13 protein-coding genes and 1 pseudogene are annotated in these 15,927 nt (G+C 40.5%); 1 reads left to right on the top strand and 13 read right to left on the bottom strand.

Going from position 1 to position 15,927, the window contains the following annotated elements:
- Positions 1-393: 393 nt before the first annotated feature.
- Positions 394-756, bottom strand: coding sequence for a hypothetical protein (locus tag ACE1CM_RS45210; protein WP_374886116.1), 363 nt, complete (start codon positions 754-756; stop codon positions 394-396).
- 254 nt (positions 757-1,010) lie between these two features.
- Positions 1,011-1,163, bottom strand: coding sequence for a hypothetical protein (locus ACE1CM_RS45205; RefSeq protein ID WP_374886115.1), 153 nt, complete (start codon positions 1,161-1,163; stop codon positions 1,011-1,013).
- A gap of 362 nt (positions 1,164-1,525) precedes the next feature.
- Here ACE1CM_RS45205 and ACE1CM_RS45200 point away from each other — a divergent pair.
- Positions 1,526-1,684 (top strand): annotated as a pseudogene (locus tag ACE1CM_RS45200) (IS5/IS1182 family transposase); the annotation flags it as partial.
- A gap of 61 nt (positions 1,685-1,745) precedes the next feature.
- Here the strand turns inward: ACE1CM_RS45200 and ACE1CM_RS45195 are convergent.
- The 11 genes from ACE1CM_RS45195 to ACE1CM_RS45145 form a co-directional block, all read right to left on the bottom strand.
- Positions 1,746-3,716, bottom strand: coding sequence for an ABC transporter ATP-binding protein (locus ACE1CM_RS45195; protein ID WP_374886113.1), 1,971 nt, complete (start codon positions 3,714-3,716; stop codon positions 1,746-1,748).
- A gap of 356 nt (positions 3,717-4,072) precedes the next feature.
- Entirely contained in the window at positions 4,073-4,924 is an 852-nt protein-coding gene (locus tag ACE1CM_RS45190; RefSeq protein WP_374886111.1) for a phytanoyl-CoA dioxygenase family protein, read from the bottom strand.
- A gap of 94 nt (positions 4,925-5,018) precedes the next feature.
- The gene (locus tag ACE1CM_RS45185; protein ID WP_374886110.1) at positions 5,019-6,344 is read right to left on the bottom strand and encodes a glycosyltransferase; all 1,326 of its coding nucleotides are present in this window, start codon (positions 6,342-6,344) and stop codon (positions 5,019-5,021) included.
- A gap of 73 nt (positions 6,345-6,417) precedes the next feature.
- On the bottom strand, positions 6,418-7,986 hold the full coding sequence (locus tag ACE1CM_RS45180; protein ID WP_374886108.1) for a carbamoyltransferase C-terminal domain-containing protein: 1,569 nt from the start codon (positions 7,984-7,986) through the stop codon (positions 6,418-6,420).
- A 91-nt stretch (positions 7,987-8,077) separates the two neighbouring features.
- Positions 8,078-8,674, bottom strand: a complete 597-nt coding sequence (locus tag ACE1CM_RS45175) for a hypothetical protein (protein ID WP_374886106.1) — start codon at positions 8,672-8,674, stop codon at positions 8,078-8,080.
- Between the two features lie 127 nt (positions 8,675-8,801).
- On the bottom strand, positions 8,802-9,995 hold the full coding sequence (locus tag ACE1CM_RS45170) for a DUF563 domain-containing protein (RefSeq protein ID WP_374886105.1): 1,194 nt from the start codon (positions 9,993-9,995) through the stop codon (positions 8,802-8,804).
- A 214-nt stretch (positions 9,996-10,209) separates the two neighbouring features.
- A complete protein-coding gene (locus ACE1CM_RS45165) occupies positions 10,210-12,015 on the bottom strand; it encodes an ABC transporter substrate-binding protein (protein ID WP_374886103.1) in 1,806 nt (601 codons plus the stop codon).
- Between the two features lie 36 nt (positions 12,016-12,051).
- A complete protein-coding gene (locus tag ACE1CM_RS45160) occupies positions 12,052-13,329 on the bottom strand; it encodes a sulfotransferase (RefSeq protein ID WP_374886101.1) in 1,278 nt (425 codons plus the stop codon).
- A gap of 126 nt (positions 13,330-13,455) precedes the next feature.
- On the bottom strand, positions 13,456-14,418 hold the full coding sequence (locus ACE1CM_RS45155) for a TauD/TfdA dioxygenase family protein (protein ID WP_374886099.1): 963 nt from the start codon (positions 14,416-14,418) through the stop codon (positions 13,456-13,458).
- 22 nt (positions 14,419-14,440) lie between these two features.
- Entirely contained in the window at positions 14,441-15,073 is a 633-nt protein-coding gene (locus ACE1CM_RS45150) for a hypothetical protein (RefSeq protein WP_374886097.1), read from the bottom strand.
- Entirely contained in the window at positions 15,070-15,927 is an 858-nt protein-coding gene (locus ACE1CM_RS45145; RefSeq protein ID WP_374886095.1) for a TylF/MycF/NovP-related O-methyltransferase, read from the bottom strand. Before ACE1CM_RS45145 ends, ACE1CM_RS45150 begins: the two co-directional genes overlap by 4 nt.

The raw sequence follows: 15,927 nt of genomic DNA, 5'->3' as shown, positions 1-15,927 counted from the left end.
CAGCCGTATGAGGTACACCGAAAGTTTGTGTAGCGCGCACGCGCTACACAAACTTTCGCGATAACGCTTTCCCTCATCCACTTGCAATTCGCTGTATGAGAGCTTCATTCTTGTTCCTTCTTCCCAATTCTCTTTGTAAAAAATGCCCCATAAGGGTACTACTATAGCCATGTTATATTTCGCAATATACAGCAGATTGCAAGTGAGTGAGGGAAAGCCTTATGGCGCCTTTTGTGTAGCGCGCACGCGCTACACAAAAGGCGGTGTATCTCATGCGCCTGCAAACCGCTATAAATAATAGCCCCTACTAGATTTGTGGGGACTTACGGCGTTTTAGTTAAAAAGTCTACACAATCCCGGTTTCTTAAAGAAACCGGGATGCTCAAGCGGATATTACGAACCGTACAAAGCTCGATTGAATGCTTTGATTGCTTCCATATCGTAAGGCCCGCCTGATTCAGATGGCGTTTCTTGGGGTTGGGAAGCTTTCTGCGTTAACTCGCTTGCTTTACTCTGGGTAGATTGTTGAGTGCTTTCGGTCACTTCAACTTTAGCCTTTGACGGTTCTGAAGGAGTGATATTGGCTGTTTCTTTTGATGGCATTTCTGCTGATGGCTGACTGGTTAACGTTGTTTCGGCAATAAACAGAGAACCGCGCCAAAGCGGGTTGCTTGAAGCCATATCGGAAATTACCATGATTGAGGTAATAAATAGGACAACGGTTAGGAAAAAGGCTTTCAAAATCGATGTTTTCATAACACCTCTGGAAAAAGTTTGTAGTTAATCTGTTGTGTAAACGTAACGGCTTGATTTAGGAAGGAAGAACGCTACCAAAATTGTTATTGCCTGGGGCGTTCAAGTTGGTATTACAAAAATAGCACTTTTGACGATGAAAATTTAGCCGCTTGTCTGGGTTAGTCTGTTGTTTGAGAAACCCGGTTTCTTAAAGAAACCGGGTTTGTGGATCTAGCGATCGCAACCCCAAAAAAACATCGATCCGCTTACCTCGGTTAGACACTATCGGGATCTACCTCCAACTCTCGTAATCGCGCCGCCAAACGTTCAGCGCGTTGACGTTCGGATTCAGCTTGTTGTTGGGCAGCTTCGGCTTGTTGTTGGGCAGCTTGTGCCTGTTGTTGGGCAGCTTCCTCCGGCAGCCACAAGACCTAGAATACATCTTTTTCCCTCTTCTCGAAAAGTCAGCTAAAAATCATCAGGCTCAGATATAAATAAATAATTGGCACAACCGGTTAAGACCAGGTAATTACTATCACTAAGTTCCCCTTCTAGAAATTTTTTCTTGATAATAAGCAGAATAAAAATGCAATAATTCTCGATTTATTGTCGCTCATTCTACAGGCAGGTGGAAGAGGCGAGTGTTGCTCACTCCACTGTTTATGATTTCAAAGCTTGAGCCTCTGAATTCATACTCTGAAAGTAGCAAAATCATCTAGACCACCGGGCTAGATTTCTCATTGACCATTCAGTTATTTTTACTTTATTTACCTGCACCTACTTAATCGGTGAACATATTCATCGAAAGTTGAAGATTTTTAAAATTTTAGCAGACCGTTATAGAAATCGCCGAAAAAGGTTTGCTTTAAGGTTTAATTTAATTGCTGGACTGTACAATTATGAACTGCGGCTCAATTCAGGTGAATCAATAAGCAAATTTTATATCTAACAGTTAGCGATCGTATTTGGAGAGACCCCATACTACCCCAGCGACGACTTTTGCAAGAGGTCTATTGAGTCTGTTGAATATCCCAGAGGTAACGGTAATGGTCATTATGGGCTAGCAACTGTTTATGGGTTCCGTGCTCAACCAATCGGCCTCGGTCTAAAACAAAGATGCAATCTGCCTGGATTGCTGCTTTCAGTTGATGAGTAATCACAATTACCGTATGCTGACCCGCTAAGGATGCGATCGTTTGATTAATAGCATCTGCCATTTCTGCCGAGAGACTACTGGTCGGTTCATCTAGTAATAAGATGGGCGGGCGGCGAAGCAATGCCTGGGCGATCGCAATCCGCTGACGCTGTCCCCCAGATAATCGTCCACCTCCTTCGCCCACCTCAGTCTGATAACCGTCTGGAAGACTCAGGATAAAGTCATGGATTTCAGCAGCTTGAGCGGCAGCAAAAACTTCTTCGTCTGTAGCCTCGGGTTTGGTGATGCGGATGTTGTTCATAATGGTGGTGTTGAAAAGAAACGTTTCTTGCAGCACGACCCCCATTTGCGATCGCAGAGATTTCTGTGTTAGATGACGTAAGTCATGACCATCAATCGTGATTCGTCCATCGCTGACATCATAAAAACGCATGAGCAAGTTAAATATCGTACTCTTACCAGCACCACTCGAACCAACAAATGCAACAAACTGACCAGCTTCTATAGACAAATCAATCTCATGCAATTGGTGCTGTGTATTGTCGTAGCTAAACGATAAGTTCTCAAAGCAAATTTTCTTCTCAAACGATGTCAAAGCATGGGCATCAACAGCATCGACAATTTTAGTTGGATATGTAAGAACCTTATCGATTCGTTGCATCCCAATACTAGCTCCCAGCCAGCGACCAATTCTTGTATTCACCAATTGGCCTAATAGATCATACATACTATGAGAAATGGTGAAGAAAGTTATCCAGGCTCCAAGTGAAATGTTATTGGACAAAACGTAAACTCCCCCAATCCCCATAACCCAAACATCAAGCAAGTACGCAGATAATTTTACTGAATAAGTAAAGAGAAGAAAGCTAAATACGGCTTCAGTTTTCTTGTCCTCAAGTTTTCTTAACTCGTTACTGAAATAACTGGCAAATAAAGCTTGTAAACCGTATCCTGTAATCATCGGTTGGGCACGAATGCCCTCCTGCACTGCATCCGTCATCAATGCGTTTTGGTTGATCGCCTTCAGTCCTCGCTCAGTCAGGTAATTCATCATGTAAAGCGTTAGTGGCAGCATTACAACCATAGGTATAGTGCTGATTAATGTTAGAGAACCGCTAATGCGAATCATCATTCCTAAGTTGACTAGAGTAATAATTACCTCACCAACACTTCGGATCATTTCTTGACCTAAAACAGCCTCTATCTGGTAGATATCTACAGAAAAGTGGGTTAATAAATCTCCAGGTCGAGCCTGTTTATAGAAGCTTTGTGAAAGAGTTTGCAGTTTCACAAACAAGTCATATCGGATATCGCTGGCAACACGGCTAGAAAGTCGAGCAGACAAACGACTACCTAATAGGTATGACCCAAAAGCTAAGGGTAGCAGGGTAGCCAATTGAATCGCTGAACTTACAAGAACAGGCCCTCCTCGATCGATGGCGATACCTAGCTTTTGAGCAGCAATTATTTGGTAAGCAGGCATCCCCATCATGCAGATAGCACTAACAGTGGCAATAGCTACATAAGGAGACCAGTAAATCCAGACATATTTAAAGAACAAGCGAAAACGACTAGCAAGTTCTTTGATCCATGAGATCGCATTACCAGAGTTATTTTTTTCATCTTCCTGTGACAGTCCTAACCCTTGCCAAGGTGAGCGCTCTTTTAGTTGAAGTGAGGTTTCTTGAAGCTTTTGAGATACAGGTACCCAATGATCGATCCAGAAAAGTTGGATAAAATGTTTTATCCATTGAAGAGGTTGGAAAACTAACTGTGGGCGATTTGAGTTGCTAGCAGATGAGGAATTTGTATCCTCAAAATCCATTAGCTCGCTTGAATGTTGTCTCCAAAAGTAGCGTAAAACGCCCCAGCAACAAACGGCTGCAAAACTTACAACCACTAATGTAGTCGTAGAAGGATGGATTAAACTGCTATAGTCAAGGAGCATCTTCTTGTGAAAAACAGTTAGCAGGAGATGTTTCAGATTACTCATTATGAACTAATATCATGTCCGGCAGAGCAGCCATAATATCCTTATTGCCAAACCCTGTAGAGACGTTATATATAAGGTCTCTATATTATGGGTAGTCTTACCGGACATGATATAACATCTACTTTAGCCATATTCAAAGCTGACAAAATATTTTTATCAAAGAAGTCAATAAGTCAAGGTTCCGTTTTCTAGGGGTTTTCCGGTGGCTCTTTTAGAAGATTGAGGTGATAAGAATCTTCACCACGAACTACGATGCAAGGAATAGGGTTGCCGCTAAAACCTCTTATCTCAACATCAGGTTTTGCAAAACGAGCAACAAGACCGAAACGGGTTCGAGAATCATTATTTCGACTGACACCATGCCAAATTCCACCTCTTGTGAAGCAGTACTGACCTGCTTTCATTTCTATGGGTTCAATTCTATGAGGTGCGTTTTCTGGGTGCATACGATCGGCTAATCTGATCATACTGTCAGCGTCGGTTAGATCGCACTCTCCTGCTTGTGCCAGGGCAACAAGGTCTGCATCATACTTGTGGGTTCCAGGGATAACCAGCAGACAACCAGTTTTCATGGTCATGTCAGTTACGGCGATCGATACATGAACACCTTTGATCCAGCCATTAATTACATCGATATGCCAAATTTGACCAGTCTTTTCGACAATATGACCATCATGACCAGGCTCTCTAGAAATAGTCTCTGCCATCCAAAATAGGAGATTTGGTCCGAGAAAATCTGCCACATCATCTAAAATTCGCGGCTCTGTAGATAGGTCATACACTAACTTAGATGTGGTATGAGCAATCCTGGGATCCATCACATGACTTTCGATTGGAGAAGATGAAGCTTTTTGATCTTGATTTTGAGCTTCTCCAATAGCTTGACTCATGGCATCATGTAGAGCCACTAAACTAGCAGTATGACCAAGGGTAAATGGACCAGCAAAACCTTCTTTCTCGAAAAAAGCGACTTTCTGATCGCTTTTATTAAAGTTAGTTTGGCTAGTGCTATATTTTCCAGAATATCCAGTAGTTTGCATGATTAAACTCCTCTTATTAGCGTGACCGCACAATAACTTAGACGACTTACATTTTATGCCTCTTTACAACTGAACCTTACCTAATTTACTAAACTTAACGGGCTAACACTGGTTTTCTCGTTGATATAGCCTCTTCAATAATATCAACAGCTTTTTCCACACCTCCTGACCTCTTAATAGCTACTTGTAAATCTAAAGCTCTCTTCCTGTAAAAATCATTCACTAAAACTTTCTTCAGAGTCTTATGAAGATTTTTTACCGTAAGTTTATTCAAAGGTATAAGTTCCCCACAACCAGCCCAAGCAACTCTAGCAGCCATACCATGTTGATCGCTGAATAATGGAATTGCTACCATAGGTAATCCATTGTATAAACTTTCTAAAACTGTATTAATTCCTCCATGAGTAATTATCATATTTGCTTTTTGGAGTAATTCTAATTGAGGGGCATTATTGACAAGCAAGGTATTTTTAGGAAGTTCCCCAGTCAAATCACAATTATTTATTCCTCCCCGTGATATAACTAACTGAACATCCAGATCTTTGCAGGCAGAAGCCATCACTTCTATGACCCACTGAAGACCCCCTAACATACTTCCTAAAGAAGCATAAATTAACGGCTGATTTGTTAACTTATCATAGGGAAAAAAGATGGGACTTCGGCTTCCTGAATAATGGTATGGTCCAGTAAAATGAAAATATCTTGGCAAGCGTTGCCTGGGAAATTCCAGTTCGGCAATTTGTTGGCTGATCTGAGCTAATGAAGAATAATCATCATCAAAACTTGAAAGGAAAGGCAAATTCCACTTTTGACGATAATAATTAATCACCTTTAAGACAGAAGCCTCTCTTTTTTTCAGGTATACATAACCAATTTGATTCCGCAGAATTCCCCACCATGAAGAATTGTAAGACCAAGTTGTATCAAAAGGAGGAACGGTAGCTTCAGAATGGGATATTACTGAGCTAAATATGCTGACAAAAGGAATGTCAAGATACTGAGCAACTGTTGCCCCTGCTGAAGCTTTTGAATCAATTAACAGCGCTTCTATACCTGCTGACTTAATAGCTGCTGGAGCATGGGTTAAATACTTTTCTTGATAAACTACGCTCTGTCCCGGTATCCAACCAATCTTGATTCGCAGCGAATCAATGTCCCTTCGTTTAGAAAGTAGGTCAAATTTTGGGGTTACACTTTGGGAATTATACTCTAGAGATGGTTCAGGAGTGTCTGGTTGCCAAACTGCTTGAAATTCCAACCCTTCAGCCAAAGTTTTTGCTTGTGTTTGAAACCCGATTTTAGTGATGGGAACTCCTACTAATATAACCCGATGACCACGCCGTTTTAACTCCTGACCTAAAGGAATTATTGTGTTGAGATGCCCAGCTGCTGATGGACAGATAAGACCAAAATTAGTCATGGGATTTGTTTCGCTCCTTGATAACAACTACAGGCTTTATTCTTCCCTAATCAATTACCCTGCTTACTACGATCTACCGGACTACATAAAATTTATTGTTCACCACAAAACCATCTAGATTTTGTTGTTGGACATAGTAAACAAGATCGCTCATCTCGTTAATAAAACCCGTTCCCAAAAAATTCAAGGAAGTGTTGCACATAACTCCAAATCCACTTAAGCGTTTGAATGCTATTAATAATTCATGCAGCCGCAGATTTTGTGAACTATTTACTGTTTGAACCCTTGCCGTATTATCCACATGAGTTACTGCTTTTAGCTGGTCTGTTTTAAGCTTCTGGAAATAAAGCATATAGGGACTAGGATCTGACCAATCAAAATATTCTGATACGTCTTCCTCTAAACAAACTGGAGCAATGGGGCGATACCCTTCTCGTTTTTTAATCTGATTTAACCGAGCGTGCATTTCCTTTTTGAAGGGAGAAGCTAGGAGCGATCGATTCCCCAAAGCTCTTGGCCCAATTTCATACTTCCCTTGCACCCAGGCTATAACATTATCTTCATAAATGAATTTGGCAACCTGGTCATAATTTAAGTCGTAAACCTCAAACATACGCTCACAATTGATGTCTTCTATAAACTCTGTTCCAGCATAGACATTCCAGCTAATCTTGGCGTTACCAGAATAATAAAACTGGGCATCTACCGCTGTTCCAATAGCAGAACCACTGTCATTTGTACAGGGAGGAACAAAAACTTCTGGAAATAAACCACAATTTTTCCATTGTGTATTCCAATCGCAATTTAATCCACACCCACCACTAATAAGTAGCGGTAGCTTTTCTATCAAATTCTCTTTGGCAAACTTATAGAAAACATCAAAAATCTGATCGGATATTTTTCCAGCTAGATTTTTAAATCGAGGGTGTTCTACGCCAATATTCAAGAAGGAAGACCAGGCGAGATCTTTGTCGGTGAGTTTCCAAATTTCACTAGGATGATTTATGATGAAGTTGATAAACTTCATTTCTTCATCATTTGGTGTTGAACGATCGGAAAAAGCTGCTAAAGCCATCATTTTTCCGGCAGCAGATAGATAACTACCTCCTTGCCCAGTTCCTCCAGTAGAAGAGCTATCTCCTACGCTGTACGGAAAACTATATCTAGAACCTGGCCCTTCCAATACTTGACCAAGGAAAGTGATATTAACATTTTCATCAATTTTGTAAAAGTTGCCCAGTACTCCCTCCCAAACTAATGCATAACAAGGTCTTCCTTGCTCAAACGGAGACATCCCATAAGAACACATCAAATGGGAACGTTCATGAGAAGAGGAGAATCGCTTAATATCCTTGCCTAGAAAAGTTGAGTTTTCACACAGAATGTTGTCTAAACCATCATAACCGCTATCACTTACGGTGGATATATTGTCTAACGGCCCTACTCCCTTGTACCAACCACTTACTGCTACTACTTCAGGCAGTTCATTGAGGTAAGACATCGCCTCCACAAAAAGATTGACGGTAACAGCAGAATATCTTCTGAAAGATTTTTTCTCTCCTTCCAATGAAAACATCAGTTGTCCTTCATTGAGATAAACAATGGTTCCATCGTGACCAGGTTTAAAGGATAGAATCTTCATGATCTTTGAATTAATTTGTAATCTGTTCAGCGTGTGTCTCGTAAAACTAGCAATGACTTGGAATGAACGATATTGTACTCTTCTTGTCGCACTATGAACTGCTATGAATGTAAATTACCCCTCTTTTTGCTCCTTCAGCTTGATTGTTGTAGTAGTAGGCATAATCATTACCGTAAATTGCTTCGATACTTGGCTTAATCCATTCAAATGTATAGTCTTGACCGTTATAGGAGTCGTAACCCAGGTCAGGACGATCGGGGATTTTCCAGTCATGGATAACAACAACTGGTTTTATTTCTGCCTCAGCGATCGCTTTCAGTTCATCGAGCAAGGGTGTATCAATATGGGAATGGGCATCCAGGTAAAACAAAGTATTACCATGATCTCGCTTCAACAAATCTCTTAAAATTTCTGAACTACTGCCCTCCTTTACAGTAACGTTGGTTGAGTCTTTGAGAAATTCTGTAGCTTCTGGAATATTTTCCGAATCTACTTCTATCGTGTAGACCTGATTAGCAATCTGGGCTAATTTTTTGGTTGTCCCTCCTAGAAAAGTTCCTGTTTCAATTATGGTTTTTATCTCAAATTTCTGAACAAGCTTTTTGATTTCTTCTTCAATATAGGAATCACCTTCAAAACCTGTCAGGTTACGACTTAGTTGTTCTTGAGTTCTTCGAGACTTTTTCATGGTTTATATCTCCACTTCGCAACACAATTGATTTCCATTTAAATTAATTTGCCTACCCAAATTAATTTATTTTAACATTATACACCTTTCCTGAAGCAAATCAACCAAATTTATTTAGTGAATATCTTTAATTTTTGCTACTTCTGTCATGCAAGACCAAAGATAAGACTTTCTCTAGCTTTAAAGGATCGACCCATGTTTCCCAATCACTGCTGATATTTTCTCCAAAAATATGCCAGTGTTTGTGTTCCATGAAGTTAGAGATAATTCGTGATGAATGATACCAGTATTCTTTGTTATAAATTTCAACAATGCTGGTTCCTGAATTGCAAAAAATTTGATTGTACATACCTGCTCCATGAGAACCAAGAACAATCTCGGCTTCTGAAAAAAGAATAATCTGTTCAGCTAAAGTCATCTTTTCACAGTGTATAACCTCAAAGTCGTATTTTGTTAAAATCTGTAAGATTTCCGCTTCGTTAACTATCTTTCTCGAAGATTGAGAACGAGAAACATAAATTCGTCTAAAGGATAAACGGACACTTTCTGCATCTATAACTGAGGTGAGCAATTTATTTCGGATCGCTAGAAAGTGCATTTTGTTGGGTCTACCTGGGTTTTCTGCTGCACGACACAGGATCAGATTTTCAACGGTGATGCTCTCCTCCTGAATTTGTATTGTTTGATTTTCTTGAATGCCCAATAGCTTGAGAGAGTCAACAATATAAGGCGGTGAGCCATCAGGAATAATAAACTTTAAATTCTTTTTAGCATTGCTATCTAAAGATTCTATCAGAGCAAGTTTTGGCAAACAATCCATCAACCAGTGAGCAAAGTTTAGGCTGTGGCTCCAGTAAGATAGGAGCGATACATAAGTTCCTGAAAGTATCTTACTATCGTTAAACTTGTCTTTTATTTGTCTTGCTTTTAAATTGATATTTATTTTCTGCCCATCAAGAGACTGGCGAATGATTTCAAGGTCAGATGTAATCACTAATCCAGTCGGATTTACGACCAAAGCACGAGGAATAAAACATCTAAAAGTTTGACCAATTTTATAATTTGTGACGCAGTGAAGATGATAATATTCTTCTTCTCTACCAAATTTAGACCTTTCTTGAGGAGTGTATTGAAGAAGCTCCCCCCAGTGCTGAATAACATAGAGCAAGTCTTCTTCTATTGTGTTTGAAGGGTAATGAATCTGAATGTCTAGGGTAGAAATAACCTCGAAAGACCATCCATGCCTTTTTGCTAATTCTTCGAGATTGTTGTTAATACTAAGTTCTGATGTTTGTTCAGAGTGAGATAGGGGATCTGTCATAATTTTTTTACCTCTATATACTGGAAATGTAAAGTTATTAGTTAATTTTACTCATATTATGTCCGGTTGAATACCCTTAGTTAAAACTGACATGGAAACACGGGAAAGTTTTTTTCACGCTCAATTGAACAGACATACTAGCATTTTTTCAGCTATTTAATTATACATTTAATTAATTTCAAAATTGGACATAAGCACGCAATCTCAAATTTGATTAGGACGATCGCTCTATTTTTAACTCATACACATTCCATAGCCTCCAACTCAGACCAGAGAAACGTATATTTTTAACATCGTTGCGGATAGCAGAAAAGGAAAGTGGATTGACCAAGTGAATAAAAGGGAGATATTCCTGCGCCAGGATTTGCGCCTGCGCGTAGATTTCCCGACGTTTATCTTCATTCAACTCTTGACTACCTTGGATATAAAGGTTACTAATTTTATGCTCCCAATCCTGAATGATTCGCCCCTCTAAGGGAGTGCCATAAAAGGTGTTCTGATTGAAGGTATGAAGAGTACCATCAACTGACCAGACGTTGCGAGTACTATCAGGCTCGACGCTGCCCCCAACAAAGTATAGAATGTGTGCATCCCAATCAAGAGTGTGTAAGAGCTTGGTCATTAAAGTGTTGAAGGTGAGTAGCTGGAAATCGACGGTGATACCAATGTTTGCCAGATCTCTTTTGATCTGAACACCTATCTGTGTTCTAATGCTGTTATCGCTGCTAGTAATCAAGCTAAAGCGAACGAGGTTACCGTCAGCATCTTCTAGTTTACCCTGGCTATTGTATTTGAAGCCTCCTTGCCGCAGCAGTTGTCTTGCTCGAGCGGGGTCATAGTTGTAAACAGGCAACCCTTCTTTTGCAGAGATGTAATAGGGACTTTGCTTGTAGATTGGAGAGTCGTGGGGTGTACCCAACCCTTGAAAGATGTTGTTGATCGTGGTATTTCGATCGATAGCATAGGCGATCGCTTGGCGAAATTCCAGGGTATTAAACCAGCGAGACTTGATCGGATCTACTACTGGTTTCCCATTGCGGGTAGCCTGATTCAGATTAAATGTGATGAAATGCGTTACGGGTGCTGGTCCTCCGTTGTAAACGGTGAAATTTCCTCGTTTTTCTTCCCGCTTCATCAAAGCAAAAAAGTCAGGAGTAATGTTTACCATGTCTAATCCACCTGTCCGAAATTGGATCAAAGCGTTATCGGTCGATCCCACGATTGGGATCGCGATGCGTTCGATATAGGGTTGAGCCTTACCCTTAGCATCTTTGCGCCAATAGTAGGGATTGCGCTCCAGAATGATGCGCTCCCCAGGTTGAAAATTTAAAAGGCGATACGGACCGTTGGTGATAATTTCTCCTGGCGGGGTATCCGTTCCCCAAACTGATAAAAATTTCGGTTTGCCTTCTCGATTGGTAGTATTTACGGCATCTTCCAAGGCGTGTCTTGGTAAGAGATTAATGTCCCCGACATAGCGCAGTAGGGGAGCAAAGGGTTCTGGAGTAATGAATTCTACCTGATTGTCGCTGACTTTTCGCACTTGGGGGAATCGACCTTCCTGACCAATCCGCAAAATATCGCCTACACTGTTGGGAATATTTTCGTTGAAGTATATTTTATTGAAGCTGAAAACGACATCATCTGCCGTGAGTGGTTCTCCATCTGACCACCTTACATTTGGTCGCAGATTAAAGAGGATGTGTTGCCGATCTTCGGAAATCTCCCAGGACTCCGCAATCCCTGGTTCTAGTTCTCCAGTTTCGCCATTTTGGGTAATCATCCCTTCATAGAGCAACCCTAGTACCGCGTGTGGGTCAGGGCTGATGACTGGATTGAAGGTTTCTGGATCATTCCGTTCACTGGTGACAAGGCGCGGAATCTTGGTCACTTCGGTAGTGAACCAAGTAGAGTTGCAGCCCTGGATAGCAACCACCATTGCCATTATCCCAACAAGCAATCTTCGCCATCCGATCCATTGCCATTGTCGCCAGATTTTCTCCACTTGACTTAGATACATTGGAGTTGGGTAAGTCCTGTTCTAGTTGCGTAAATCTTACATTATTGCCAATAATTCAGCAATTGCCTGATGAGTTGGATTTAGCTCCAGGGCTTGTTTGAGAGCAATCCTGGAAGACTCTAGCTGATTTTGTTGAATTTTAGTTCCCAACTGAACTGCTGTTTGGTAATAAGCGATCGCTCGATCGAGCTTACCTATACGTAACAGCCCTTCACCGATTAAGCAGTGAGTTTCAGGCACAAACGGAGCCATCTGTAAGGCTATTTCAAGATATTTTAGCGCTCGCTCAACATTATTTTCCTGTAACAATACCCTTCCCAGACTTAAGTAAGAATCAAAAAGCTGTGCAGTTAATCCAACAACTCCCTGAAAAGGTTGTAATGATTTGTCTAAAAACATACTCGCTGAAGAAAAAAACTCTTGCAGCGCAGGTGGCAAAATTACCTGAGTTTTGGGGTTTTGCTTTTCCAGCACATCCTTCAGCTTGGTATAGGAATAACCTAGCTCTGCAAGCAAATCTTTTCCCAGGAATTCTAAGTAATTGTTAGCAAATTGCCAGATGATTGGGTTCTGTAAATGCTCTTGCCAGCGAGCGCTATTCTGATTCATTGGCTTGTTCTCCTGATAAATTAGAGATCGATCGCCAAATTGCCATTTTTCTGAGTATGACTGCCCATAGCTAATGATTTCTGCATCAAAAGGAACATTGAGAAAGTTGCAGACTCTTTGGATTTCCTGCTCAGGATTAACGAGCAAATTTTCATATCTCAAAACTACACTGTTGCTCTGTAAGTCAAGCATCCCTTGTGCAATAAGACTCGGTGATCTCAGCAAATCGCCCTGATAATACTGAATTCTCCACCAATAATCTTGAATAAAAGTACTAAAGATAGAACAAAGTATCGCTAAGGGATTCCTCAGCAACAGGATATATTTAGCTTGGGGAAAGGTTCTGTATAGCTCAGGAAGAATATAATAGTATCTTGGAGTCTTATCTAAGAAATGTGCCTTACCTGAAGTCCGAAGAAGCCCCTCATATAAATTCAAAGCCATTTGTTGTACTGCTTGAAAATAAGCATCTTCACGTTCTGGATGTAAACTCAAGAAGTTATCAAGTGCTCTCTTGCTATTCTGAACACTATATTCAGCTTGGTATCCATGCCCACGTAGTGCATACAGGGGATGTAACATAATCCAGGGTTCAGATACAGTATAAATTTCTCGATGAGTTCCTAAAATGCGCTGAGTCAGGGTGGAACCAGCACGGGGCTGGGAAATCAGGAATATTAAGTTACTTTGGGAAAAGGCAGTCATTGAACAAACCTTAAAGTTTTTCTAGTGAAGCAGGATAGGAAATAGAAGGAATAAGGAAAGAATCCAACTTTTGCATCAAACGGCCAGAGCAAATTTCCCATACCTGCACCGTCGGTAATTACTAACTCAATCTATAATCTGGTTCAACCTATTATAGGTAGATGAATCTCCCTTAATTGCCTTACTTGTTGTACCGTCTACACCAATCGGTAAATCACCTACAAGAGTTACTCGCTGAACACGACGTGGTTGGCGACCAAAATCATTGATTCCATAGTGCTGCGTTACTCGATTATCCCAAAAAGCAACATCACCCTCTTGCCAACGCCAACGCACAGTGTTTTCAAGACGAGTAATATAGGATTGAAGTAATTGCAAAATTTCCCTAGACTCATTCACAGACAAATCTTGAAACTGACGCACAAAAGCACCAAGGAGCAAACCTCGTTCGCCAGACTCTGGATGAATGCAAACAACTGGATGTAGGGTTTGATATTCAGTTGAAGTGAACACTTTTTCAAATTCTTGTCGTTTTTCAGATTTATTCACACTTGCAGCTGCATAGTCAGTGTAGGTATTGCTATGAACAGCCCAAAGTCGATCGGCTAAGATACGTAGTGGTGCAGGCAGATCTTGATAAGCTGTCACAGTATTAGCCCAAACTGTATCTCCCCCAACAGGAGGAATTTCAACCGCCCGTAAAATTGAAGCAAATGGAGGGCGATCAATAAATGTTAAATCGGTATGCCACTGATTAGTACGGTTTTCCATGCGTCCGTAGTCAAAATCGAAGATTTCTGGGTAGCCAGGGAGGGACGGTATAATCGGGTGTGCATTAGTGAGAACTCCAAATCGTCGAGCGAAAGCAATTTGATCGTTCGCATCAAGCTGCTGTTGCCGAAAGAAAATTACCTTGTGCTTGATTAATGCTTGGCGAATTTCACGAACTGTTTCATCGCTGAGAGTCTGCTTCAGAGACAGTCCGACAATTTCCGCCCCAATACGTCCAGCAAGGGGATAAATATCAAAGTTTTCATACCCTTCTGTTTCTAGCTGTGTAGTTGTTTTAGCTTGAGTTGTTTTGTTCATCAATAATGACTCCTATTTGAAGCTAATCCTTACGCCAATAAAGCTCTTCACAATATTGGATGTATTCGTTTCTTTGAATGTTGCCAAATGAAAAGTAGGCAATGTAACTGCGTAGTTCTTCGCAGGGCAAACTTGTAATATCTTTAATGTATAAAACTTCTTGGGACTCCCAATTCAAAATATTGGTTGAAAGCAAACCGTAAAATGCTTCTTCCCATGAATTAGCAGTTACATCAGACTGATGGTGGGTGATCTTTGTATTCATTGATGAACTACCGGGACTGGCGCTTGCCATAGCATGAATAATATCCATCGTATGAGTTCGATATAAATCATCTGCTTTCACCAAATTTGGATTAGTTTTATTGCGTAAACACCACTCCTTAATAATTAAGATAGAAAGTCGATCTGACAACATACCAATCGAATTGAGTCCCACCCCTAAATTAGTTTGCACTTTATACCAATCACACTGGGGACGATTTAGATTTTTGTAGTTAGCGATCATGCTTGCCTTCAAATTAGCCAGCTTAGCCGACAAATCTGGCAGCAACTTCTGTAAGGGGATGATATCAGATGGTAATCTGACAGCATCTAAAAACTGATAGCTTTCATCCGTTAGTTTTTGGAAATAGTCTACTAGTTGCTGTTTCATGTATAAGCTTTTATGGTAGGGTTCTTGATGACGTAAGCTGTTGGACAAGGATAATGTAGAGCTTGAATTTGAATGTTCTTCTCTTCAAAAAATCGATCGGCCCCCTGTGCTTCTGACCATTGATGGTAGGCATACTCGTCAAATACTACAATCCCACCAACAGATACTCGATCCCAAAATGCACTCAAGGCATTATAAGTCGGGTGTTGTAAGTCTAAATCCAGATATAAGCAAGATATCTTGAAGCCCGGTCTTTTCGCTACAAACTCTTGAGCAACTTGTGAAATATCACCTTTAATGAGATCATAGCTACTCTGGTCAAACCCAGCATTAGCAATTAGATCGTTAACAAATCTTTCTGCTCCTTCTTCATGCTTATAACCTCTCACCTCAAATAGACCTTTCATAGAAGCTTTGTCTTGTCCAGATAAAGAATTAAGTAAAGCTTCAGTGTCAAAATAGTCAAATCCTATCACTTTCTTCAAAGCGTTAGGGCATAGAATCTTTTTCAGCTTTAGCCAAGTTAACATACCACTTCCTCTATAAACTCCAGCCTCTACAATGTCACCTGGCACATTAATAATTTTTTCAAAAATCAAGGTTCTCGCAACTAGCTTTGCCAGTATCTTAATATCTTCACTAAAAATAAATTTTTCAAAAGCATCATAAATTTCACTTTGCTTTCTCGTCCTTGTCTCCAAAGTAATTGAGCCACCTAAGTCGGATTGCTGTTCAATCTGATTTTGAGCATTCTGATTTTGAGCATCATTCATGAAAGTTTTGCCTGATTTTTTAGCACAATAAATTGTAACATATTTGCCTGTATAGCTAGACTGAATGTTTTCTAATTTCAT

This window comes from Microseira sp. BLCC-F43 (genome assembly GCF_041929235.1).
Lineage (GTDB): Bacteria > Cyanobacteriota > Cyanobacteriia > Cyanobacteriales > Aerosakkonemataceae > Microseira.
Note: the sequence above shows the minus strand (reverse complement) of the source record. Positions and strands in the feature narration are given on the sequence as shown.

Bases quoted from the DNA above. Each gene is read 5' to 3' on its own strand.
- ACE1CM_RS45210 (WP_374886116.1), bottom strand. From the start codon at position 756: ATGAAAACATCGATTTTGAAAGCCTTTTTCCTAACCGTTGTCCTATTT.
- ACE1CM_RS45195 (WP_374886113.1), bottom strand. From the start codon at position 3,716: ATGGATTTTGAGGATACAAATTCCTCATCTGCTAGCAACTCAAATCGC.
- ACE1CM_RS45190 (WP_374886111.1), bottom strand. From the start codon at position 4,924: ATGCAAACTACTGGATATTCTGGAAAATATAGCACTAGCCAAACTAAC.
- ACE1CM_RS45185 (WP_374886110.1), bottom strand. From the start codon at position 6,344: ATGACTAATTTTGGTCTTATCTGTCCATCAGCAGCTGGGCATCTCAAC.
- ACE1CM_RS45180 (WP_374886108.1), bottom strand. From the start codon at position 7,986: ATGAAGATTCTATCCTTTAAACCTGGTCACGATGGAACCATTGTTTAT.
- ACE1CM_RS45175 (WP_374886106.1), bottom strand. From the start codon at position 8,674: ATGAAAAAGTCTCGAAGAACTCAAGAACAACTAAGTCGTAACCTGACA.
- ACE1CM_RS45170 (WP_374886105.1), bottom strand. From the start codon at position 9,995: ATGACAGATCCCCTATCTCACTCTGAACAAACATCAGAACTTAGTATT.
- ACE1CM_RS45165 (WP_374886103.1), bottom strand. From the start codon at position 12,015: ATGTATCTAAGTCAAGTGGAGAAAATCTGGCGACAATGGCAATGGATC.
- ACE1CM_RS45160 (WP_374886101.1), bottom strand. From the start codon at position 13,329: ATGACTGCCTTTTCCCAAAGTAACTTAATATTCCTGATTTCCCAGCCC.
- ACE1CM_RS45155 (WP_374886099.1), bottom strand. From the start codon at position 14,418: ATGAACAAAACAACTCAAGCTAAAACAACTACACAGCTAGAAACAGAA.
- ACE1CM_RS45150 (WP_374886097.1), bottom strand. From the start codon at position 15,073: ATGAAACAGCAACTAGTAGACTATTTCCAAAAACTAACGGATGAAAGC.
- ACE1CM_RS45145 (WP_374886095.1), bottom strand. From the start codon at position 15,927: ATGAAATTAGAAAACATTCAGTCTAGCTATACAGGCAAATATGTTACA.